The sequence below is a fragment of the Rhizobium sp. LjRoot98 genome, from assembly GCF_964252935.1.
Lineage (GTDB): Bacteria > Pseudomonadota > Alphaproteobacteria > Rhizobiales > Rhizobiaceae > Pararhizobium.
The window spans coordinates 1,248,761-1,269,573 of the sequence record NZ_CAXUPW020000001.1 but is presented as its reverse complement, the minus strand read 5'-3'; the positions used below and the strand labels follow the sequence as shown (position 1 = coordinate 1,269,573).

The 20,813-nt window shown below is 59.5% G+C and carries 21 protein-coding genes and 1 tRNA gene; 12 read left to right on the top strand and 10 right to left on the bottom strand.

The genetic code is table 11. The annotated features are described in order from the left end of the window. Window positions 1-35 precede the first annotated feature (35 nt). From ACSQ3J_RS06260 to ACSQ3J_RS06250, 3 genes are all read left to right on the top strand, one after another. The gene (locus ACSQ3J_RS06260; RefSeq protein WP_060500680.1) at window positions 36-599 is read left to right on the top strand and encodes a glyoxalase superfamily protein; all 564 of its coding nucleotides are present in this window, start codon (window positions 36-38) and stop codon (window positions 597-599) included. A 105-nt stretch (window positions 600-704) separates the two neighbouring features. Continuing rightward, window positions 705-1,403, top strand: coding sequence for an orotate phosphoribosyltransferase (locus tag ACSQ3J_RS06255; RefSeq protein ID WP_060500678.1), 699 nt, complete (start codon window positions 705-707; stop codon window positions 1,401-1,403). Between the two features lie 74 nt (window positions 1,404-1,477). Further along, window positions 1,478-2,404 (top strand): carbohydrate kinase family protein, encoded by a 927-nt coding sequence (locus ACSQ3J_RS06250; RefSeq protein WP_060500676.1) that lies wholly within the window; start codon window positions 1,478-1,480, stop codon window positions 2,402-2,404. Window positions 2,405-2,567: 163 nt separating this feature from the next. Here ACSQ3J_RS06250 and ACSQ3J_RS06245 read toward each other — a convergent pair whose 3' ends face one another. Together ACSQ3J_RS06245 and ACSQ3J_RS06240 are read right to left on the bottom strand one after the other, a co-directional pair. Beyond that, window positions 2,568-3,611, bottom strand: coding sequence for a glycosyltransferase family 4 protein (locus tag ACSQ3J_RS06245; protein ID WP_060500674.1), 1,044 nt, complete (start codon window positions 3,609-3,611; stop codon window positions 2,568-2,570). 178 nt (window positions 3,612-3,789) lie between these two features. Continuing rightward, on the bottom strand, window positions 3,790-4,143 hold the full coding sequence (locus ACSQ3J_RS06240; protein ID WP_060500672.1) for an antibiotic biosynthesis monooxygenase: 354 nt from the start codon (window positions 4,141-4,143) through the stop codon (window positions 3,790-3,792). 129 nt (window positions 4,144-4,272) lie between these two features. On the opposite strand from ACSQ3J_RS06240, the gene ACSQ3J_RS06235 reads away from it, so the two are divergent. Beyond that, window positions 4,273-5,160, top strand: coding sequence for a LysR family transcriptional regulator (locus ACSQ3J_RS06235; protein WP_436038895.1), 888 nt, complete (start codon window positions 4,273-4,275; stop codon window positions 5,158-5,160). Between the two features lie 27 nt (window positions 5,161-5,187). Here the strand turns inward: ACSQ3J_RS06235 and ACSQ3J_RS06230 are convergent, their stop codons facing one another. The 3 genes from ACSQ3J_RS06230 to ACSQ3J_RS06220 form a co-directional block, all read right to left on the bottom strand. Continuing rightward, window positions 5,188-5,430, bottom strand: a complete 243-nt coding sequence (locus tag ACSQ3J_RS06230; RefSeq protein ID WP_436038894.1) for a DUF6894 family protein — start codon at window positions 5,428-5,430, stop codon at window positions 5,188-5,190. 134 nt (window positions 5,431-5,564) lie between these two features. Continuing rightward, window positions 5,565-7,190 carry a glucose-6-phosphate isomerase gene (gene pgi, locus ACSQ3J_RS06225; protein WP_436038893.1) on the bottom strand — a complete coding sequence of 542 codons (1,626 nt, stop codon included), beginning with the start codon at window positions 7,188-7,190 and terminating at the stop codon, window positions 5,565-5,567. 443 nt (window positions 7,191-7,633) lie between these two features. Then, a complete protein-coding gene (locus ACSQ3J_RS06220) occupies window positions 7,634-9,334 on the bottom strand; it encodes a long-chain fatty acid--CoA ligase (protein ID WP_060501375.1) in 1,701 nt (566 codons plus the stop codon). Window positions 9,335-9,724: 390 nt separating this feature from the next. Here ACSQ3J_RS06220 and ACSQ3J_RS06215 point away from each other — a divergent pair, with 390 nt between their 5' ends. From ACSQ3J_RS06215 to ACSQ3J_RS06205, 3 genes are all read left to right on the top strand, one after another. Further along, window positions 9,725-10,927, top strand: a complete 1,203-nt coding sequence (locus ACSQ3J_RS06215) for an MFS transporter (RefSeq protein ID WP_436038892.1) — start codon at window positions 9,725-9,727, stop codon at window positions 10,925-10,927. 196 nt (window positions 10,928-11,123) lie between these two features. Next, window positions 11,124-12,281: an AI-2E family transporter gene (locus ACSQ3J_RS06210; RefSeq protein ID WP_060500659.1), complete on the top strand. Its 1,158-nt coding sequence runs from the start codon at window positions 11,124-11,126 to the stop codon at window positions 12,279-12,281. Window positions 12,282-12,469: 188 nt separating this feature from the next. Further along, window positions 12,470-13,297, top strand: coding sequence for a bifunctional allantoicase/(S)-ureidoglycine aminohydrolase (locus ACSQ3J_RS06205; protein ID WP_060500657.1), 828 nt, complete (start codon window positions 12,470-12,472; stop codon window positions 13,295-13,297). A gap of 38 nt (window positions 13,298-13,335) precedes the next feature. Here ACSQ3J_RS06205 and ACSQ3J_RS06200 read toward each other — a convergent pair whose 3' ends face one another. Continuing rightward, the gene (locus tag ACSQ3J_RS06200; protein ID WP_060500654.1) at window positions 13,336-13,524 is read right to left on the bottom strand and encodes a hypothetical protein; all 189 of its coding nucleotides are present in this window, start codon (window positions 13,522-13,524) and stop codon (window positions 13,336-13,338) included. Window positions 13,525-13,715: 191 nt separating this feature from the next. After that, window positions 13,716-13,877: a hypothetical protein gene (locus ACSQ3J_RS06195; protein WP_164491957.1), complete on the bottom strand. Its 162-nt coding sequence runs from the start codon at window positions 13,875-13,877 to the stop codon at window positions 13,716-13,718. A 268-nt stretch (window positions 13,878-14,145) separates the two neighbouring features. Here ACSQ3J_RS06195 and ACSQ3J_RS06190 point away from each other — a divergent pair, with 268 nt between their 5' ends. Continuing rightward, window positions 14,146-14,448 carry a hypothetical protein gene (locus ACSQ3J_RS06190; protein WP_060500652.1) on the top strand — a complete coding sequence of 101 codons (303 nt, stop codon included), beginning with the start codon at window positions 14,146-14,148 and terminating at the stop codon, window positions 14,446-14,448. A 101-nt stretch (window positions 14,449-14,549) separates the two neighbouring features. Here ACSQ3J_RS06190 and ACSQ3J_RS06185 read toward each other — a convergent pair. Both ACSQ3J_RS06185 and ACSQ3J_RS06180 read right to left on the bottom strand, forming a co-directional pair. Beyond that, window positions 14,550-14,625 (bottom strand) — tRNA-Thr (locus tag ACSQ3J_RS06185). A gap of 123 nt (window positions 14,626-14,748) precedes the next feature. Further along, the gene (locus ACSQ3J_RS06180) at window positions 14,749-15,708 is read right to left on the bottom strand and encodes an NAD(P)H-dependent flavin oxidoreductase (protein ID WP_060500650.1); all 960 of its coding nucleotides are present in this window, start codon (window positions 15,706-15,708) and stop codon (window positions 14,749-14,751) included. 238 nt (window positions 15,709-15,946) lie between these two features. On the opposite strand from ACSQ3J_RS06180, the gene ACSQ3J_RS06175 reads away from it, so the two are divergent. Continuing rightward, window positions 15,947-16,087: a hypothetical protein gene (locus ACSQ3J_RS06175; protein ID WP_156393805.1), complete on the top strand. Its 141-nt coding sequence runs from the start codon at window positions 15,947-15,949 to the stop codon at window positions 16,085-16,087. Continuing rightward, window positions 16,084-17,226, top strand: coding sequence for a hypothetical protein (locus ACSQ3J_RS06170; protein ID WP_060500649.1), 1,143 nt, complete (start codon window positions 16,084-16,086; stop codon window positions 17,224-17,226). Before ACSQ3J_RS06175 ends, ACSQ3J_RS06170 begins: the two co-directional genes overlap by 4 nt. Window positions 17,227-17,247: 21 nt before the next feature. Here ACSQ3J_RS06170 and ppk2 read toward each other — a convergent pair whose 3' ends face one another. After that, window positions 17,248-18,126: a polyphosphate kinase 2 gene (gene ppk2, locus ACSQ3J_RS06165; RefSeq protein ID WP_200954878.1), complete on the bottom strand. Its 879-nt coding sequence runs from the start codon at window positions 18,124-18,126 to the stop codon at window positions 17,248-17,250. 147 nt (window positions 18,127-18,273) lie between these two features. Between ppk2 and phoR the strand changes: the two genes are divergently transcribed. Continuing rightward, window positions 18,274-19,518 (top strand): phosphate regulon sensor histidine kinase PhoR, encoded by a 1,245-nt coding sequence (phoR, locus tag ACSQ3J_RS06160; RefSeq protein ID WP_436038970.1) that lies wholly within the window; start codon window positions 18,274-18,276, stop codon window positions 19,516-19,518. A gap of 194 nt (window positions 19,519-19,712) precedes the next feature. Then, complete coding sequence (locus tag ACSQ3J_RS06155) at window positions 19,713-20,747, top strand: substrate-binding domain-containing protein (protein WP_060500645.1); 1,035 nt, start codon at window positions 19,713-19,715, stop codon at window positions 20,745-20,747. Window positions 20,748-20,813 lie beyond the last annotated feature (66 nt).

The following is a 20,813-nucleotide window of genomic DNA, read 5'->3' as shown; positions in this document are numbered from 1 at the left end:
GATCGTCCTGTTTGCCGCCAGACGGAGGATGAACCATGCGCGATTTTCGCGATGCAAAACTGATGGCAAAGGTGCTGAAACAAGCCTTTGCCGATCGCAACACAAACCTTTCCCACAGCGAAGCCCTTGAGATCGTCGCCGGTCAGTTTGGCTACGATCAATGGAATATCCTGTCGGCAAAGATCGACGCGGCAGACAAGCCGCAAAGGCAGGACGGCCACGTCGGCATTCAGCCGCCGATCCCGATCTTCCGCATCTTCGATGTCGCCAAGGCGATGGAGTTCTATTGCGGTTTTCTCGGCTTCACGCTCGATTGGGAACACCGCTTCGGCGACAATTTTCCGCTCTATTGCCAGGTCACCCGGGAAGACATGATCCTGCATCTGAGCGAGCACGCCGGTGACGCGAGCCCCGGCGCCCGTGCCTTCGTCCGCGTCGGCGATGCCGTGGCGCTGCAGGCGGAACTGGCGGCCAAAAACTACCGCTACATGAAGCCCGGCGTGACAAAGGCACCGTGGGGGCTGGAGGTCGAGGTGATCGATCCCTTCAACAACCGCATCACCTTCTGCCAGCAGCAGGGCGAGAGCCAGAACGGCTGATTTTGGCGGCGCGGCGGCTCTGCCGCGCCCTCCACCTCTGGCATTGCGCGGCCCGACCTGCTATGCGGCGGGTGATAAAAATCCGAAGCTGCAGGAGCCCCGCCGATGATCCAGACATCCTTTCCCGACAAGGCCGTGATGGCCGAACTCGTTGCCAAGATGCTCTGGGAAATCAAGGCGGTGCATTTCAGTGCCGACAAGCCCTACAAGCTGGCATCCGGCATGGCGAGCCCTGTCTATATCGATTGCCGCAAGCTGATTTCCTATCCGCGCATCCGCTCGGCGGTGATGGATTTTGCCGCGGCCACAGTGCTGCGCGAAGCCGGTTTCGAAAAATTCGATATCATTGCCGGTGGCGAGACGGCGGGTATCCCTTTCGCTGCGATGCTGGCCGAGCGCCTGGCGCTGCCGATGATCTATGTCCGCAAGGCACCCAAGGGCCATGGCCGCAATGCCCAGATCGAAGGTCATATGCCGGAAGGCGCCCGCGTTCTCGTCATCGAGGACCTGACGACAGCGGGCGGCTCGATGTTCAAGTTCATCGATGCCATCCGCGCCGCTGGCGGCGTCGTCGATCACGGCATGGCTCTGTTCTACTACGATATCTTCCCGAAGGCGCGGGGCGAGATGTTGGACAAGGGCGTGACGCTGCACAATATCGCCACCTGGCGCGATGTACTGGCTGTTGCCAAGCTGCAGAAATTGTTCGACGAAAAGACGTTGTCGGAGGTCGAGGCCTTCCTCAATGCGCCGCTCGAATGGTCCGGTCGCAACGGGGGTGTCAGCGAACTCGCGACAGCTTGAAAACGGCGCTGGAAATCCGGCGGAGTTTGGTTTAAATCGATTGAAATGACATCCAGGATAGGGAGGACGTTGCCGTGATCGTTTGCTGTGGGGAAGCCTTGATCGACATGCTGCCACGCCAGACGACGGCGGGCGAAACAGCGTTTGCTCCCTATTCCGGCGGTGCGATCTTCAACACGGCCATCGCTCTTGGGCGTCTCGGCATCCCCACCGGCTTCTTCACCGGTCTCTCCGACGACATGTTCGGCGACATGCTGCGCGACACGTTGAAATCCAGCAATGTCGATTTCGGTCCCTGCGCAACCCTGTCGCTGCACACCACCGTTGCCTTTGTTAAGCTGGTCAACGGTTCGGCGACCTATGCCTTCTTCGACGAAAACACGGCCGGCCGGATGATCACCAAGGATCACCTTCCGGCGCTCGGCGATTTCTGTGAGGCGCTGCATTTCGGCGCCATCAGCCTGATCCCTGAACCGTGCGGATCGACTTACGAAGCGTTGATGACCCGCGAGCATCAGAAGCGGGTGATCTCCTTCGATCCCAACATCCGCCCCGGTTTCATCAAGGATGCCGAAGCCCACAAGGCCCGCATGCTGCGGATGGCGGCAATGTCCGACATCGTCAAGTTCTCGGACGAGGATCTCGACTGGTTTGGCGAAGAGGGCACGCATGACGAGCTGGTGGCCAAGTGGCTGCAGCGCGGCCCGAAACTCGTGGTCATCACCAAGGGCGCCGATGGGGCCGACGGCTACACGACGCGCGGCAAGGTGTCGGTACCAGGCGAAAAGGTCGAGGTGGTCGATACGGTCGGTGCTGGTGACACGTTCGATGCGGGTATCTTGGCGTCGCTGAAGATGAACAATCTGCTCACCAAGGAACAGGTTGCAAACCTCAGCGAGAGCGCCGTCCGCGACGCTTTGGCACTGGGTGCGAAGGCGGCCGCCGTTACCGTTTCGCGGGCGGGGGCAAACCCGCCGTGGAGCTACGAGATCGGGCTGTAATCCACCTCCCCCTTGAGGGGGGAGGTCGCCGCGAAGCGGCGGGTGGGGGTGACCACCACGAACGCCACAATCAATTGCATATGCCCCGCAACTCACCCCACCCCGGCACTGCGTGCCGACCCTCCCCCTCAAGGGGAGGGTGAGGTATTGCTGCCTCGGCAATCTACATCAGCCGTAAGCGGCGGCCTCGTCCTGCAAAGGCATTTTGGGGCACGCCTGCGAGATTTGACAGAAACTGGCGGGCGCATTCACTCCAGCTGAACGTCAGCGCTTTCTGCCGTGCGTCCTCCCGGGACAATGCCAGGGCGGCAAGCGCCGCCTGCTGCAGGTTGCTCGACAGTGCGCCGCTGCCGTCTCCCAGAATATCCTTCGGCGCCGTCACTGGGAAAGCGGCAACAGGGCAGCCGCTGGCGAGTGCCTCGAGGATGACATTACCGAACGTGTCGACCCGGCTTGGAAAGACGAAGACGTCAGCCGATGCGTAGAGCGTCGCCAAGTCCGTTCCCAGGCGTTTTCCGAGGAAATACACATCCGGATAGCGCTGCCGCAAAGCGGCCAGATCCGGGCCGTCGCCAACGACGATCTTGCTCCCGGGCAGGTCGAGATCGAGAAAGGCCGGCAGGTTCTTCTCCACGGCAACCCGCCCGACATTGAGGAAAATCGGGCGGGGAAACGGCAGGTCCTGACGGCGTGCCGGATCGAACAAAGCCGTATCAATACCCCGCGTCCAGCGCTTGATATTGTGAAAGCCGTGCGCGGCCATTTCGGTGCCGAGCGACGCGGTCGCCACCATCATGCCATTACCGGAATTGTGAAACTGGCGCAGCCACCAATAGCTCCAACTTTCGGGGATAGGCAGGCGGGCGCTGACGAACTCTGGAAAGCGCGTGTGATAGCTCGTGGTGAACGGCAGGCCCCGGCGCAGGCAGATACCGCGTGCCACGAGACCAAGTGGCCCTTCCGTGGCGATATGGATGTAGTCGGGCGCCACCGCGTCGATTTCGCCCGCCACCTGCTTACGCGTCGGCAGCGCCAGCCGGATGTCGGGATAGAAGGGCAACGGAAAAGTGGTAAAGCGTTCCGGTGTCAGAAAGTGAATGGCGATGCCCTGTTCTTTCAACGAGCGGGCGAGTTCATCGAGCGTGCGCACAACGCCATTGACCTGCGGATGCCAGGCGTCGGTAACAACGAGAACGGTTTTTTCCATAAGTCGCCTCGATGCGGCTTTGGCACCTGCGGGAGCACCGGCTGACCTCGAATCAGGTGGCTGCTGCATTTGGCCCGTTTGATCATGCTCTGATGACAGGCAGATGATTGCCATATCGGCGAGCGGCCTCAGGGGGAGGCAGCAGAACCGGGCGCAGCTGCACCCGGTTCTGCTGATCCTATTGTGCGCTCAAGGCGGGAAGGACGAGATCTCCGACCTTGTAGATATGAAATTCGCTTGTGGACACGGTGTCGAGGGATTTGAATTTTTCCACGAAGACGGGATCGGAGAAAAATTCGTCGACATTGTCAGCACTGTGGATTGCCTCGATGTTGACGACGGTTTTGCCGTCGGTGCTTTTCGACAGGTTGCTCCAGAGAAAGCCTGCCTTGCGTTCGGCAACATAGTGCACGACGTCCTGGATGATCTGGAACGCCTCATCCTGTTTGCCTGGGTGGGCGTGGATGACGTTCACGACAAATACGGTTGGCTGGGGAGTGATTTGAAATTCGGCTTTTGGGGAGTGAGTCACGTTGTCTCCATTCGCAAAACGATCGACGGAAAATGCCGTCGGGTCGAGACTTAGTGCGTGGCGACGCTTGGAAAAACGGGTTATGGCTCCGTTGATAACGGACGTGGATGTCCGTAATGGAGCGTCGTCGTGGAAACCATTGGTTCCTTGAATGTGTTCGTGATCGTGGCGGAAACCCGCAGCTTTGTCGGAGCAGGGGAGGTTCTCGGTATCTCCTCGTCGGCTGTTGGCAAGGCAATGGCCCGTCTGGAGAAGAGGCTTGGTGTCCGGCTGTTTCACCGCAGTACCCGCAGCATCGCGATCACCGCAGAGGGCACAATGTTCCTCGAGCGTTGCCGCCGGATTTTCTCCGAGATAGAAGCCGCGGAGCAGGAACTGTCGCAAACGCTTGCCGCGCCGCGCGGCCGTCTTCGCGTCAGCCTGCCACTTGCCGGCATGCTGTTCATGCCGGCAATCACCAAGTTCATGCGCCTGTTCCCGGAGGTCTCCATCGATCTCGATTTCACGGATCGTCTGGTCGATGTGATCGAAGAGGGTTTCGATGCTGTCGTCCGAACGGGAGACATAAGCGATAGCCGCCTGATGATGCGCAGCGTCGGTAAATTCTCTCATCGTATCGTCGGAACGGAGGAATACCTGGCGCGCTTCGGAATTCCCGAAAAGCCCCAGGATCTGTCGGCACATATCTGCCTTCACCACAAATACCCGTCTTCCGGGAAGCTCGAACGGTGGCCGCTCAGGCATGATGTCAAACAGGGGAAGTTGGAGCTGCCTGTGTCCTCCATGGCGAGTACGCTGGAACCGCTGGTCAGCATGGCAGAGCGGGGACTTGGCCTCGCCTGTTTGCCGCTCTTCACGGTTCACGCCCAGATCGCCGGGGGAAAGCTTGTGCCGGTTTTGGGCGACTATATCGAGGACGTCGGCGAGTTTAGCATTCTGTGGCCGTCCAGCCGGCATCTGTCGCCAAAGGTGCAGGCGTTCGTCAGGTTCATGAGCGAAAACCTGTTTCGGAAATGATGCGGCCTGCGGCAGCGGCTCAGCTCGTCATCTGCTCATCAAGGCCAGTTGCTCGTATCCGCGGCCAGCCGAGGCGGCGACGACGGCCAAGAGCGAACCTTCGAAGGTACGCACATGGACGGTAAGGGAACGATAGTCGGTGTCGCGGCCGATCCGGTCGGCGATCCTCTGGCCATAATAGACGGCCGATCCGACGTCGAAATGGTCGACGCCCTCCTCATCGACAACCTGTTCATTGCCGAAATGCAGATCGAAGAAATAGTGTTCCACGTTATGCCCCGAACCCATGCGCCGCTGGAGATTTCTCCGGCTTGAGGACGCAGCTTCAGGGATAGCGCATTGTGTCCGAATACAGGCTGAATTGTGCGTTCAGCCTGTATTCATCGCGATCACATGGAGCAGCGTTATTTCGCTGCCTTCAGCAAGGCGGCAACCAGGCCTGCCGTGGAACTGTCGTGACCGGCAGCGCTTTCCTTGCCTTCAACGACCGGCAGCAGGCCCGTTGCCAGTTCCTTGCCGAGTTCGACACCCCACTGGTCGAAGGAGTTGATGTTGAACAGCGCGCCTTCGACGAAAACGCGGTGTTCATAAAGAGCAATCAGGCGGCCGAACGTGAATGGCGTCATCTGGTCATAGACGAATGTCAGCGATGGACGGTTGCCCGTAAAGACGCGGTGCGGGGCGATCCGGTCGATGAAGTCCTTGTCCTGGCCCTTCGACGCCATTTGGGCCTTGGCTTCAGCGAGCGTCCTGCCCTTCATCAGTGCTTCCGATTGGGCAAGGCAATTGGCCATCAACAGCTGGTGCTGGTGGCGCAGGTTTGGCTCATGGCCGTTGGCGGCGATCATGAATTCGGCCGGGATGATGCTCGTGCCCTGATGGATCAGCTGATAGAAAGCGTGCTGACCGTTGGTGCCGGGCTCGCCCCAGACGACCGGGCCGGAATTGCCCTCGACCGGTGTTCCGTCCAGCGTCACACCCTTGCCGTTTGATTCCATGTCCAGCTGCTGCAGATAGGCCGGGAAACGCGACAGGCGCTGATCGTAGGGCAGGATGGCGCGGGTGGCGTAACCGAGCACGTTGCGATGGTAGAAGCCGAGAAGACCGAGCAGCATCGGGATGTTTTCGCGCAAGGGGGCCGTGCGGAAATGGTTGTCGATCGCGTGCGCACCGGCCAGGAACTCGCCAAAATTCTCCTTGCCAATGGCAATCATCAGCGGCAGGCCGATCGCTGACCAGATCGAGTAGCGTCCGCCGACCCAATCCCAGAAACCGAAGATGCGGTCCGCGTCGATGCCGAAGGCGGCAACCTTGTCGAGCGCTGTCGAGACGGCGCAGAAATGATGGCCGACGGCCTTTTCGCCAAGCTTTTCGGCAATGAACGCCCGCGCGGTCGCGGCATTGGTCATCGTCTCAATGGTGGTGAAGGTCTTGGATGCAACGATGAACAGCGACGTTTCCGCGTCGAGCAGCTTCAGCGTGTCGGCGATATGCGCGCCATCGATGTTGGAGACGAAATGCAGGCGCGGGCCATTATGATTGGGTGCCAGCGCCAGCGTCGCCATCACGGGGCCGAGGTCTGAGCCGCCGATACCGATATTGATGACATCGGTGATCTTCTTGCCGGTTGCTCCCTTCAGCGCGCCGGAGCGGATGCCGTCGGAAAAGACGCCCATGGCTGCAAGCACGGCGTTGACATCCGGCATCACATCCCTGCCATCGACCAGGACCGGTGTGTTGGAACGGTTGCGCAGCGCGGTGTGCAGTACGGCGCGGCCTTCGGTGATGTTGATGATGTCGCCGGCAAACATTGTGTCGCGCTTCTCGGCGACTTTCGCAGCCTTGGCGATGGCTTCCAGGCCGTCCAGCACCTTGTCGTTGACGGCGCATTTCGAATAATCGAACAGCATGTCGTCCAGCGTGACGCTGTATTTGGCGAAACGCTTGGGATCGCTCGCGAAAGCAGCCCGGATGTCTGTTGCGTTGGTGTCGGAAACGGTGGATTTCAGCTGTTCGACAAGCGCGCTCATGGCAGGTTCCTTGCGTTGCGGAAGGGTTGCGATAGCTAGTCGCTTTGCCCTTGGCAAATCAAGTCTGTCCTCATGCCAACACTAAAAAAGCCCAGCGGCTTTTTCGGGCGACGATCAAATATCGCCTTATGGTTGCAGGTGGGCGTATTTGCCGTATGCTCTTCGCGTTAGAGGGCTAAGCAGCAACGTCAAACCAGCTGGCGCATCCGGACAGATGGGCTTTCCGGACTGTAGCAGGACACAGCCCTGTCCTCGAATGTGGAGGTGATCTATGTGGTTCCGGCCATTTAGCGTCACGTTTGGCATAGGAAAAATCCGCACGAGCTGGTTAATCACCGTGCGGGTCAATTTCTTAGCCTAGCAAAGGTGGCTGGAGTTCACGCTCCAGTCACCACTCCGCCAAAATAGATGTTTTGCGGCACTGTTACAAGCGAACGCAGCCTTTACCCGCGCAGGTCTTTGCGCAGAATCTTGCCAACATTCGATTTCGGCAGTTCGGTGCGAAACTCGACAAATCTTGGCCGCTTGTAGTTGGTGAGGTTCGCCGCGCAATGCGCCTTGACGTCCGCTTCCGTCAGGTTCGGGTCCCTCTTGACGACGAACAGCTTGACGGCCTCGCCCGAATGTTCGTCCGGCACGCCGATGGCGGCGCATTCGAGAATGCCTGCAAGCGTCATCGCCACTTCCTCGATCTCGTTGGGGAAGACGTTGAAGCCGGAAACCAGGATCATGTCCTTCTTGCGGTCGACAATTTTGACCAACCCTTCCGGGTTCATGAAACCGATATCGCCAGAACGGAAGAAGCCGTCGGCGGAGATGGCTTTGGCGGTTTCATCCGGCCGCTGCCAGTAGCCGGCCATGACCTGCGGCCCGCGGATGCAAATTTCGCCGATATCGCCGAGCGGCAGGGTGTTGCCGTCCTCGTCGCGAATCTCGACATCGGTCGACGGCAGCGGCAGGCCGATCGTGCCGGTAAACGCATTGCCATCGAGCCGGTTGGCGGTCGCAACTGGTGAGGTTTCCGACAGGCCGTAGCCTTCCTTGATCGGCGAGCCGGTCATTTTTTCCCAGCGTTCCGCGACAGGGCGCTGCACAGCCATGCCGCCGCCAAAAGTCAGCGCCAGGTCGGAAAAGTTCAGCTTCTGAAAATCGGCATTGTTCATCAAGGCGTTGAACAGCGTGTTGAGGCCGGGAAAGATATTGACCCTGTACTTGGCGATTTCCTTGACGAAAGCCGGAATGTCGCGCGGGTTGGGGATCAGGATGTTCTCGCCGCCGGTGCTCAGGCCCATCAGCGAATTCACCGTCAGGGCGAAGATATGGTAGAGCGGCAGGGCGCAGAGGAACACCAGCCGGTCAGGGCGCTTCTTGTCGAGGAAGGCTGTTTCCAACCAGAGCCCCATCTGAGACATGTTTGATAAAAGGTTGGAATGGGTCAGCGTGGCGCCCTTGGAGACGCCTGTCGTGCCGCCGGTATATTGCAGGAATGCGACATCGCCGGGCTTCACATCGACGGCCTTGAGCGTCTGACCGGCACCCTTTGCCAGCGCCGCCTTGAAGGACAGATGCCCCGGCAACGACCAGGCAGGCACGAGCTTCTTCACCTTGCGCACGACGATATTGACGATCAGCCCTTTGAGGCCGAGAAGATCGCCCATCGTCGCAACGACTGTATGCTTCAGATCCGTGCGTGCCGCCACCTGCTCGACGGTGTGGGCGAAGTTTTCCAGCACGAAGATCGCCTTGGCGCCGGAATCCTTCAACTGGTGTTCCAGTTCGCGAGGCGTGTAGAGTGGGTTAACGTTGACCACCGTATAGCCGGCCCGGAGGATACCAAAGACAATCACCGGATTCTGCAGGATGTTCGGCATCATCACGGCAACGCGGTCACCCTTGGCAAGGCCGGTCGATTGCAGCCACGCGCCAATCTTGCGGCTCTGCGCATCGAGGTCGCCGAATGTCAGCGTTTTGCCCATGCAGGTGAAGGCGGCGCGATCAGCATATTTCTTGCAGGATTGCGCGAAGAGATCGCCGATCGAAGCATAGGGCAGGGGATCAATATGGGCTGGCATGCCCGGCGGGTAGGATTGAAGCCAGGGTTTGGCCGTTTGCGGGCCTGGGGTCTGCATCAATGTGTCAGGCATCATCTCTCTCCCTCATCGATCCGTCGCCGCGCAGCAAAAAGAAGCGCACCGTCTCTCCCTTTTCCATGCGCAACCCTGTCCGAAAATGTCTCCGGAAAGCGCACTGCGCATCGGCGAAAATCCCTCCAGATTCTCCGCCCGGTCAAGATGGGGCTTTTGTTGCACGCCATCAAGATCATTCCGGATTATATGACCTTGACGTAAACGTCAATAAGTGGTGTGCATCCGGCCAGATTTCGTGGTATTTCGCCGCATCAATCTCTTTGCGAGCAGGCGCAAAAGGGTATATTGCATTGCAATAGCGCCCAGGCTTTCCTCCCGTTTCCGCCTTGGCTTCCCATTTCAGAACGAAAATCCTTTGGGCCGATGCGGCTCCAGGCAGGACTTGCTATGTCAGACGACGCTCTTTCTTCCGTTCCGGCCGCTCGCTGGGGCGGCATGTCCAGTGCAGAATTGGCCCTTGCCGTCGGTGGCTTTGGCATCGGCACCGGTGAATTCGCCATCATGGGGCTTTTGCCGCAGGTGGCCGGCGATCTTTCGGTTTCGGTACCCTTTGCTGGCCACGTTATCAGTGCCTATGCGATCGGTGTTGTTGTTGGCGCGCCGCTCATCGCCGTACTGGCCGCGCGGTTTTCAAGGCACAATGTGCTGCTTGCCCTGATGAGCCTGTTTGCGCTTGGTAATCTTGCCAGCGCCGCCGCCGGAAGTTTCGGCCTTCTGGTTGCCGCCCGCTTTCTCGCTGGCCTGCCGCATGGCGCCTTTTTCGGCGTGGCGGCTTTGGTCGCCGCCGGCATGGCGCCTCCGCATCAGCGGGCGCGCGCCATCGGCCGCGTCATGATGGGCCTGACGGTTGCGACCCTGCTCGGCACGCCGCTTGCTGCCTGGTTCGGCCAGGCACTCGGCTGGCGCGCCGCCTTTGCCATCGTCGGCGCCATCAGTGTGCTGACGGTCGTGCTGACATGGCTTTTCGTGCCAAAGGACAAGGCCAATCCAGCCGCCACGCCGCTGAAGGAGCTGGGGGCTCTCGGCAAGAGCCAGGTCTGGCTGACGCTCGGCATCTGCGCCATCGGTTGCGGCGGCATGTTTGCAGTCTTCAGCTATATCACTCCGGCCCTGACCGAAGTTGCCGGCATATCGCTTGGAACTGTTCCGATCATGCTGTCCGTGTTCGGCGCGGGTATGATCCTTGGCAATATCGTCGGTTCGCGTCTGGCCGACTGGAAGCTGATGCCGGCGATCGGTATCGCATTGGTCTTCAACCTCGTCGCCTACGTATTGTTCTACTTCACCATGACAACGCCGTGGATGGCGGTGATCAACGTTCTGCTTATCGGCGGTGGCTTTGCCGTCGTCCCGGGCATCCAGATGCGGCTGATGGATGTCGCGGGCGAAGCGCAGACCCTGGCGGCGGCCGCCAGCCATTCGGCCTTCAATCTGGCCAATGCGCTCGGGGCCTGGCTTGGCGGCCTCTCCATTGCGGCTGGTTACGGCTGGACTTCGACGGGTCTTGTGGGCGCGATGATGTCGGTGGCCGGCATCGGCATTTTCCTGTCGTCAGTCTTCCTCGACCGCTCGAAGGTTGCAACCGCTTAAAGGCGAGGCCTTCGGCAAAATGATGCTGCGTCCGGCCGTTGTTCTTCCCGGTTGTTATTGTTTGTCATCGGCTTGTGTTGACCATGCGGGCATACTTACTTATGCCGCATGTTGACGGGTTGCCGCGGGTAATGGAAACACGCTGGCTAGCCGTGAGTTTTGCTGTCATCTTGAGTGACACTTGGAGGAATGCCTTTTGCAATTGAGCAATCGTGAGCGCGGTGAACTGCCGTCGGAACCGCGGCTTTTCGGGCGGACGGCCTATGAACGTTCGGCGCTGGTCGGCCCGATTGCGGCTGCGCGCTGGCTTCTGGTCTTCGTTCTTTTGGCAGGCGTCTATTTCTTTCATGGCTTTCTCGTGCCGGTACTGGCGGCCCTCGTCATCGGTTTCGCCAGCTGGCCGATCTACCGCAGGCTTCTTGGCGCTATCGGTGGCAACCGGACGATCGGGGCGACGATTGCCATCATTGCGGTGATTTCCTTCATTGTCGCGCCTATCTCGCTTGCAGCCGTCTATGCGGTCGATGAGGTCCATAACTGGGCCGTCTGGACGATCGAGACCAACGCCGCCGGTGCACCGGTGCCGGTGTGGCTGACGCAAATCCCCGGCATCGGCGTTTGGCTGAGTGTCCAGTGGGCAAAATATGTCGGCCATCCCGGTGCGCTCGGCGAACTGGTGCAGCTCGTCAGTGGGTCCAATATCGGCAATATCTATCGCGGCGTGCTTGTCGTCGGCGCATCGGCTTTCCAGTCGATGCTGACGCTTCTGTTCATGTTGATCACGCTTTTCTTCGTCTATCGTAACGGAGAAAAGCTCGTCTCTCAACTTGATCACCTGGGTGAACGGATACTGCCGATGCGCTGGGAGCGCGTTTCGCGCATCGTGCCCTTGACCATCAGCTCGACGGTGACCGGCATGGGTGTCATCGCCATCGGCGAAGGTATCGTGCTGGGGATCGCCTATTGGATGGCGGGCGTTCCGTCACCGGTGACGCTCGGCATCATCACCGGCATGATGGCACTCGTTCCCGGCGGTGCGCCGCTGTGCTTCACACTCGTGTCGATCTATCTCGTCGCCAGCGGGTCGCCCGTGGCCGGCGCGGCGCTTTTCGTCTGGGGAACGGTCGAACTGTTCATTGTCGACAAGACGCTTCGGCCAAGGCTGGTCGGCGGCCCCATCAAGCTGCCCTTCCTGCCGACATTCTTCGGGCTCGTCGGCGGCGTCAAGACGATGGGCTTCCTCGGCCTGTTCGTCGGACCGGTGCTGATGGCGCTGCTCGTATCGATCTGGCGGGAATGGTTGCGCGAGGTGACGGCTCCAACGCCACCAGGCACGATCATCAAGCCAGACTGACGGCGTCGTCCTGATCGCGCCAACCCTTATCCGCGCCAAGCCGATTTCCTTCTCTTGCGCGAAAGTGAATCCAGAGATTGGTGGGAATTGCCGCGTGATCTGCGCGCCGTGTTGCGCTAATGGTTTTTGATGCCTGATGGCATCCCGCCGCTGTCATGGCTGATCCATTCGAAAGTTCAGGAAAGCAGATGAACCGCACCTATTACGCCCCCACGGGTGGCGCGCCAGCGCAAACCCAACTGTTGACGGACCGCGCCGTCTTTACCGAAGCCTATGCCATCATTCCCAAGGGCGTGATGATGGATATCGTCACCAGCTTCCTGCCGTTCTGGGAAGATACCCGGCTCTGGGTTCTGTCGCGTCCGCTCTCCGGTTTTGCCGAGACCTTCTCGCAGTACATCATGGAAGTCGCGCCCGGGGGGGGCAGCGACCGGCCGGAACTCGACGATGGCGCCGAAGGTGTGCTGTTCATCGTCGAGGGCGAACTGACGGTGACGCTCAATGGCGAAGCGCATCAGATGCGCCCGGGCGGCTATGCCTTCATCCCGCCCGCGAGCAAGTGGTCGGTGCGCAATACCTCCGGCCAGACGGTTCGGTTCCACTGGATCCGCAAGGCGTATGAATTTGTCGAGGGACTCGATGTCCCGACACCTCTTTTCCTCAACGAAGCGGATATTGCGCCGTCACCGATGGCTGGCACCGAAGGCAAATGGGCAACGACCCGTTTTGTCGATCCCAACGACCTGCGCCACGACATGCACGTAACGATCGTCACCTTCGAGCCAGGCGCCGTCATCCCGTTTGCAGAAACCCATGTCATGGAGCACGGGCTCTATGTGCTGGAAGGCAAGGCCGTCTACCGGCTCAATCAGGATTGGGTCGAAGTCGAGGCCGGCGACTACATGTGGCTGCGCGCCTTCTGCCCGCAGGCCTGCTATGCTGGCGGCCCCGGAAAGTTCCGCTATCTGCTCTACAAGGACGTCAACCGCCACATGAAACTGAAGCCGCGCGCCTAAGCTGCGGCAAGTGTGTCGCGTGTTCCTGCCGGAAAGCCTCAGGCAAATCCGGCGGGAATGGGCGCGATCGCCCGGTCGCTGCCATAATCGCGTTGATGGGCCATATGGCCACGGAGGCGCCGCGGTTCAGACTTGATTTCAGATGCCGTCAGCTCAAAAACGCCGTCGGCATAGGTGCCGGTATCGTCAGCGTCATCGCGCTTTGCCTTGAGAAGATTGAAGATCATCGCAGGTCCTCCCGGTTTTTCGCATCAACGGCCAGTTCGCCGAACCGTTCCGGTGATAGCCGGAAAATAGTTAAAAAATTAACCATGTTTTCGGGCGAAGCGCGATCGAGGACGCCATGCGTGCCGCACCGATCCTACACCTGTTGTAAGACATCCGGGAGTCGTGCAGCTTTTTTGGAGCTAGGGCTGCGTTAGTTCAATGATCCGCCAACCAGGTCGTCGCTCAGAATCCGGAAGGCCTCGTCGAGTGCGTCCACCAGAATATCGGTCAGCTTGTCGCCGTTGTCGTCCTGAAGAAAAAGCGCGATGGCTGCGTCGTTGGGCTCGCCTGAATATTCGATGATGTTCGACATGTCATTGTCCTCTGCTGCCCGGCATCATGCCGGAGGTGAGGGCAAGATAGGTTGCGTCGCTTGCGCCGGGCTTGAACATCCCGATGTGGTGCTACGCTTCGCATTAACCTTCGATTAAGGATTTGAACAGTCCTGCGGCGTCATTTTCGTGTTCCGCGTCCGCGCACCGTCATTGGATTTGCAGATCGGCCGGAAATCTGAAAACATACCCAGATAAAAGGACTTGCCCTGTTTCAACGTCGCGCCATCTCCCCATTCTGGAGGAAGCATGAGCCACAAGTTAGTTATGATTCTCATTGCCCTCGGAGCGTCCGGCGCGATCTTGTCCGGTTGCGTCGATGACAGCGGATATCTCTATACCAATGCGCCTGTGCCCACCGCCTATCGCGAGCGGGTGGTGATAGAGCAGCGCTATTACGACGTCAGGCAAGGGCCGAGCTATTATCATCGGCGCAGTCCGCGCGTTTTCTACGTTCAATCGGGAGACCGCAGAAGCCCCCGATGCTTCGGGACGAATTGCTACGTCGGTGCGACCTACAGGGAAGATCCCTATTACCAACTGGCTAACTGACCGGAGCGAGCCTGTTGCGCCTTGAGTGCTAGACTTTGGAGTGACGGGAATCCACGCAGCCTCGTAAAGGCCTGTTCTCGTCATGCTTTTTGGGAGAAAACTGGTGCCGCTTGCAGGACTCGAACCTGCGACCCCATCATTACGAATGATGTGCTCTACCACCTGAGCTAAAGCGGCCAGCATGCGTTGCGCGATGCCGCGAAACGATGTGTGAGGGGCTGATACCTGCAAACGGATGCGATTTCAAGCCATCAGTTTTGAGAACGGGAAAAAAGCTTCCGGCAGTTCGAATGGCGCCTTCTACAGCGCCAGTTTTTGCCTTGCTGCCGCATATTCCTCGGCCAGCCTGTCGACGAGATTGGCGGTGGGAGCGATTTCCGTGACGGCGCCGATACCCTGGCCGCAGCCCCAGATATCCTTCCAGGCCTTGGCGCCGGTCGTGGCCGTCTCGAAATCCATCTTGGAAGGATCGGCTTCCGGTAGATGGTCGGGGTCCATGCCGGCAGCGGCAATCGAGGGCTTGAGATAGTTGCCGTGAATGCCGGTGAAGAAGTTGGAGTAGACGATGTCGCTGGCGCTGCTGCCGACAATCATCTGCTTGTAGGCGTCGCTGGCGCGCGCCTCGGTCGTGGCGATGAAGGGCGAGCCGATATAGGCCATGTCGGCTCCCATTGCCTGTGCAGCCAGAACCGCGCCGCCGGTCGAGATTGCCCCGGACAACAGCAGGGGTCCATCAAACCACGTGCGGATCTCCTGGATAAGGGCGAAGGGAGAGAGCGTGCCCGCATGGCCGCCAGCACCGGCCGCAACGGCGATCAGTCCGTCGGCGCCCTTGCGGATGGCCGAGTTGGCGTGGCGGTTGTTGATCACGTCGTGCAGCACGATGCCGCCATAGGAATGGATGGCCGCATTGACCTCGGGCACAGCGCCAAGCGAGGAAATGACGATCGGCACCTTGTATTTGACGCAGAGCATCAGGTCGTGCTCAAGCCGTTTGTTGGACTTGTGGACGATCTGGTTGACCGCGAAGGGGGCTGCCGGCCTGCCGGGATTACGGGAATTGTGAGCGGCGAGGTCTTCGGTGATCTCGGCCAGCCATTCGTCCAGCTGTGCCTCCGGCCGCGCATTCAAGGCCGGAAACGAGCCGACGACACCGGCCTTGCACTGCGCCAGCGTCAGGGCGGGGTGCGAGATGATGAAGAGCGGTGCTGCGACGACGGGCAGGCGCGTGGTGCCGTTGAGGATGGCTGGCAGGGACAAGGTTCACTCCCGGTTTGTTATTTGACGTTTCCGTAAACGTAAGAACCTTAGCAGCGGCTTTGTGTTTTGCAAGGCCGATTTGTCGTGGCTGCTGGTCATGGTTCGGCCAAAACCACCGGGTTTTCCCCGGCGCTGATGGCCCGTTTGATGCGCGAGGCTTGCAGATCGCAGCGTCAACCGTTACCCAATTGTTAACATATTCAAAAGCGTGCCGGGTTTCCTAAAAGGATGTCAGGCCATGACGATGGATTTGATTGTAAGGCCCGTAGCCGGTCGTGCATGGTTTTTGGGTAACAGCAATCCGGCCGCTTCGGCTTTCGATGCGCGCAGTATGCTTTGCAAGGGCGTGAATGCCTGCACCAAGAAGGACGAAGAGTGAGCGGACTGGAAACTGCTATCAGACAGGCGTTGGAACGCTCCGAGCGGGCGAACTCCGAAACGCGTGCGCGCATCTATCAATCGGCGCGCAACGCGCTGGAGGCCGGCCTTAGAAAGCAGGATGTGCACGATCCCGAGGTGATTGCCCAGCAGCGCCACCGGCTCGAAGGCGTCATTCACGCCATCGAATTGGAGGAGCGCGCCAGCCTGAAAGCCGCTGCATCCGTGCCGCCGCCGATCCAGGTTGAGACCCGCAGCGCGCCGGTTCCTTCGGCAGAGCTTGATCACGACATCCGCATGCCATCCGAACGGCATGCGGGTCGTACCGGTAGTCCTGTTGCGGATGGTGGCCTTGCGGGCCTGCGTCCGGAGCGCCGCGACGGCGCGCGTGCTGCGGACACGGCACCCTTGACGGAACCGGCCGCCGGCAAGCGCGGCAAGGCCGCAAAGGCAGATGCGGCGGCAGTAAAACCCCGGCGGCGCAAGCGCGGCAGTTTTCTCTCCTTCGTCATGGTCATCACCACGCTGGTTGCAGCGGTGGTCATGGGGGCGTGGTGGGTTGAAACCAGCGGACTTTTGAAAACGGCGGCAGAGCGCGATACCAGTGTCGCCAATCCGCCCTCGACAGTGCAATCGGAGGATTTCGACGGCGCGGCCGGTTTGAAGACGCTTGGAGCGCAAGCGGGCTTTTCCGGCGATTGGGTTGAGGTCTTCACACCTGCTGATGCAAGCAACGTCAAGGCCAGTAGCCGTGCTGCTGCCGATCCCGTCAGCGACGAGCGTGGCCAGCGTCTTCGTATCACCTCGGCGACGGCGGATGCCGACGGCAATGTGTCGATCGAGATTCCTGTTTCGGTGCTTGAGCAGATTTCCGGCAAGACATCGACTGTCGCCCTCAGCGTTCAGGCGGATACCGGTAAGCAGACGCAATTTTCTGTCGAATGCGATTTTGCCTCGCTCGGCGATTGCGGCCGCCACCGGTTCACGGTGAACGATGAAAAGAACGACATGCTGTTCCAGGTGACATTCGATCGCAGTCTTGCCCCGAGTTCGCCTGGACATATCCTGATCAACAGCGATGTCACGGGTGCCGGCAACAGCGTCAGCGTCTATGCGGTGCGGGTCCTTCCCGGCCAATAAGCTTTTTGGTAAGCGCTGCGGCTATTTCACAAAGCCGTGGCCGAAGCCGAGAATCTTGTCATCGATCTTGCCGATCGCCTTCTCGTCCTTGCCGTCATAATCGGCCGAATTCAGAAGGTGACGGATCAGGTTGAGATGCGCACGTTTCTTGTCGTTGGCGCGAACGACAACCCAGGGCGCATGGTCGGTATGCGTTTCCCGCAGCATCGTGTCGCGCGCCTCGGTGTAGTCGTCCCACTTGGTCAGCGCCGCAATGTCCATCGGCGAGAGCTTCCAGACTTTCAGCGGATCGTGACGGCGGTCGTGAAACCGCTTCAACTGCATTTCCCGGCCGATATCCAGCCAGAACTTGAAGAAATGGATGTCATCGCCGGTGATCAGCTTTTCAAGCCGCGGCGTCTGGTTCAGGAACTTCTTGTGCTGTTCTGGCGTGCAGAAGCCCATGACAGGTTCAACGCCGCCCCGGTTGTACCAGGATCGGTCGAACATCACGAATTCACCGGCCGTCGGAAAATGCGAGATATAGCGCTGATAATACCACTGTCCCTGTTCCGTCTCGGTGGGTTTGGGCAGGGCAACGACGCGAGCGGAGCGGGGATTGATATAAGACCGGATGGCATAGATGGAGCCGCCCTTGCCGGCCGCATCGCGCCCTTCGAACAGGGCGACAACACGCTTGCCGGTCGCCTGCAGCCAGAACTGGACCTTCACCAGCTCGATCTGCAGCTTTTCCAGAAGATCGTCATATTCGTCGCTGTCGAATTTCTTTTCGTAAGGGTAGTCGCCGGAAGCCAGCGCCTTGTCGTCGATCCAGTCTGGCAGCTTCGGATTGTCGATGTCGAAAACCCGCTCCTTGCCATTGATCACGAGTTCGACCGGCTTGTTTTTTTCCATGTCCATCATGATGTACCCTCGCTGGATATTGTTGCTGCCGGTCGCCGATTTCATGGGAGGAGGCCACAATTGCATTGCGAATTCAAGCATGCCGTGAAAATCATGTCATGAACCTCCGCTATCACCGGTCAATTGCACCGTGCTCGTGAGAAAATCTTGGAAGATACAAACAACGTCTGGGTTCGACTGAAAGAGACCGCCAAGTCGGAGAAATGGGTCATCGGCCTGTCCGTTGCTGCCGCTGCAGGTCTCGTTTTTTCGGGCATTCATGCCGCAGCTGTGCTGCTGTTCTGGCTTGTCTGGATGACGGTCCTGTTCAATCGTTCCGCAGACACCAAGCCGCCGATTCCGGTTGCCGTGCCGTCCGTGGTGGAAGAAACCGATCTCGACATGCTCGCGACGGGCTTCAATGCACTCGACACGCCAATTTTGGTGGTCGCACCCGATGAAACAGTGCTTTTACAAAATCAGGCGGCGGAAAAGGCGTTCGGCACCATTCCGCCGAACACGGACCTGTCGGCACGGGTGCGTTCGCCCGGCATCCTCGATATGGTTCGCGAGACCATCGTCACCGGCAAGGTCAACCAGATCGAACATTCGGAGCGGTTTCCATCCGACGCGGTCTACATCGTCCGGGTCGCGCCGGCCGAGGTTGGCCAGCGGGCCGACAAGCGGCTTTATGTCCTGTCCTACAGGGATATTTCCCAGGCGCGTCGGATCGACCGGATGCGCTCCGATTTCGTCGCCAATGCCAGCCATGAACTGAGAACGCCGCTGGCCTCGTTGCGCGGTTTTATCGAGACTTTGCAAGGGCCTGCGCGCAACGACCAGAAGGCACACGAAAAGTTTCTCGGCATCATGCACGAGCAGGCGACGCGGATGAGCAGGCTGGTCGATGATCTCCTGTCCCTGTCGCGGCTGGAACTCAAGTCCCATATCGCGCCGGATGAAGCGATCAGCCTGGGGCCGCTGCTTGGTCATGTCCGCGATGCTCTGGCACCACTTGCTGAAGACGTCGGTGTCGAAATTTCGCTGATCGTGCCGGATGAGCCAGTGACCGTGCAGGGTGACCGTGACGAGCTGACGGAAGTCTTTGAGAACCTGATCGAAAACGCCTGCAAATACGGCCAGGAGGGCAAAAAGGTCGAGGTCACGCTCTCCGGTGGAGGTGATGCTCCGGCAGAAGTTTCCGTTCGCGATCACGGGCCGGGCATTCCCGCGGAGCACGTTCCGCGCATTACCGAACGATTCTACCGGGTGAATGTCGAGGCCAGCCGGTCGAAAAAAGGCACGGGCCTCGGGCTTGCCATCGTCAAGCATATCCTCACCCGGCATCGCGCCAGGCTGCTGGTTCAGTCTGAAGTCGGCAAGGGCACGGTCTTTACCGTGAGGTTTTGACACAAACCTGTCTCCGAAAATGTCATTTTTAGAAAATAGTCAATTATTTCAATTGATTGATATGTCACAAATGTTTCGTCAAGTTGACATAAAAGGTGTGGGCATCGGGCGCTAACTAGGCCGGCCGATCGACACGGCGAAAGCGAGCGCTGGTGAAAAGCGCACCCACACAAGCCCATTACGGGAGTATTCTGATGAAGTCCTTGAAACTTACTGTTGCAGCTCTGGTTGCATCCGCCGCGTTTGCAGGCGTTGCCATTGCTCGCGACCAGATCCAGGTTGCCGGCTCCTCGACCGTTCTGCCTTATGCAAAGATCGTTGCCGAAACGTTCGGCGAAACCTTCCCTGACTTCAAGACCCCGGTTGTTGAATCCGGCGGCACCGGTGCGGGCCTCAAGGAATTCTGCAAGGGCGTTGGCCCGGACACGATCGACATCGCCAATGCATCGCGCCAGATCAAGGACAGCGAGCTGGAAACCTGCAAGGCAGCCGGCGTTACCGAAGTCCAGGAAGTCAAGATCGGTTATGACGGCATCGTCTTCGCAACGGACAGCGGCAATGCCGATCTGAAGCTCGTTCCGAAGGACCTCTACCTCGCGCTCGCCGCTGAGCTCGTCATCGACGGCAAGCTCGTTGCCAATCCCTACAAGAAGTGGTCGGAAGTCAACAAAGACCTGCCGGACGTAGAAATCGCTGCTTACATCCCGGGCGAAAAGCACGGCACGCGCGAAGTCTTCGACGAAAAGATGCTGGCTCACGGCTGCAAGGACGCTGGCGCTGACGTTGCCATCAAGGGTCTCGTCGCCGACGAAAAGGAAGCTGCCAAGAAGTGCATCGCCGTCCGTAAGGACGGTCTGGCGATCGACATCGATGGCGACTACACCGAAACGCTCGCCCGTATCGCTTCCAACAAGAACGGCATCGGCGTTTTCGGCCTGTCCTTCTATGAAAACAACGCTGACAAGCTGAAGGTCGCGACCGTCAGCGGCGTTGTCCCGTCGGGCGCAACGATCGCTTCGGGCGAATATCCGGTTTCGCGCCCGCTGTTCTTCTACGTCAAGAAGGCTCACCTCGGCGTTATCCCGGGCCTGAAGGAATATGTTGAATTCTTCCTCGACGACCAGATGGTCGGCCCGGACAGCCCGCTGGCTGCCTACGGTCTCGTTCCGGCTCCGGATGCCGAGCGCGAAGCCGACCGCAAGGCCTTCACCGACGGTAACATGCTCTAATTTAGTGCAAAAACCGGCACGGCAGCTTTGCCGTGCCGGGCATCCCGAGTATGCGGATTTGCCGGC

Coding starts and splice junctions, on each gene's coding strand:
- ACSQ3J_RS06255 (WP_060500678.1), top strand. CDS start 705: ATGATCCAGACATCCTTTCCCGACAAGGCCGTGATGGCCGAACTCGTT.
- ACSQ3J_RS06245 (WP_060500674.1), bottom strand. CDS start 3,611: ATGGAAAAAACCGTTCTCGTTGTTACCGACGCCTGGCATCCGCAGGTC.
- ACSQ3J_RS06215 (WP_436038892.1), top strand. CDS start 9,725: ATGTCAGACGACGCTCTTTCTTCCGTTCCGGCCGCTCGCTGGGGCGGC.
- ACSQ3J_RS06220 (WP_060501375.1), bottom strand. CDS start 9,334: ATGCCTGACACATTGATGCAGACCCCAGGCCCGCAAACGGCCAAACCC.
- ACSQ3J_RS06190 (WP_060500652.1), top strand. CDS start 14,146: ATGAGCCACAAGTTAGTTATGATTCTCATTGCCCTCGGAGCGTCCGGC.
- ACSQ3J_RS06175 (WP_156393805.1), top strand. CDS start 15,947: ATGACGATGGATTTGATTGTAAGGCCCGTAGCCGGTCGTGCATGGTTT.
- ACSQ3J_RS06155 (WP_060500645.1), top strand. CDS start 19,713: ATGAAGTCCTTGAAACTTACTGTTGCAGCTCTGGTTGCATCCGCCGCG.
- ppk2 (WP_200954878.1), bottom strand. CDS start 18,126: ATGGACATGGAAAAAAACAAGCCGGTCGAACTCGTGATCAATGGCAAG.
- ACSQ3J_RS06195 (WP_164491957.1), bottom strand. CDS start 13,877: ATGTCGAACATCATCGAATATTCAGGCGAGCCCAACGACGCAGCCATC.
- ACSQ3J_RS06205 (WP_060500657.1), top strand. CDS start 12,470: ATGAACCGCACCTATTACGCCCCCACGGGTGGCGCGCCAGCGCAAACC.
- pgi (WP_436038893.1), bottom strand. CDS start 7,190: ATGAGCGCGCTTGTCGAACAGCTGAAATCCACCGTTTCCGACACCAAC.
- ACSQ3J_RS06200 (WP_060500654.1), bottom strand. CDS start 13,524: ATGATCTTCAATCTTCTCAAGGCAAAGCGCGATGACGCTGACGATACC.
- ACSQ3J_RS06260 (WP_060500680.1), top strand. CDS start 36: ATGCGCGATTTTCGCGATGCAAAACTGATGGCAAAGGTGCTGAAACAA.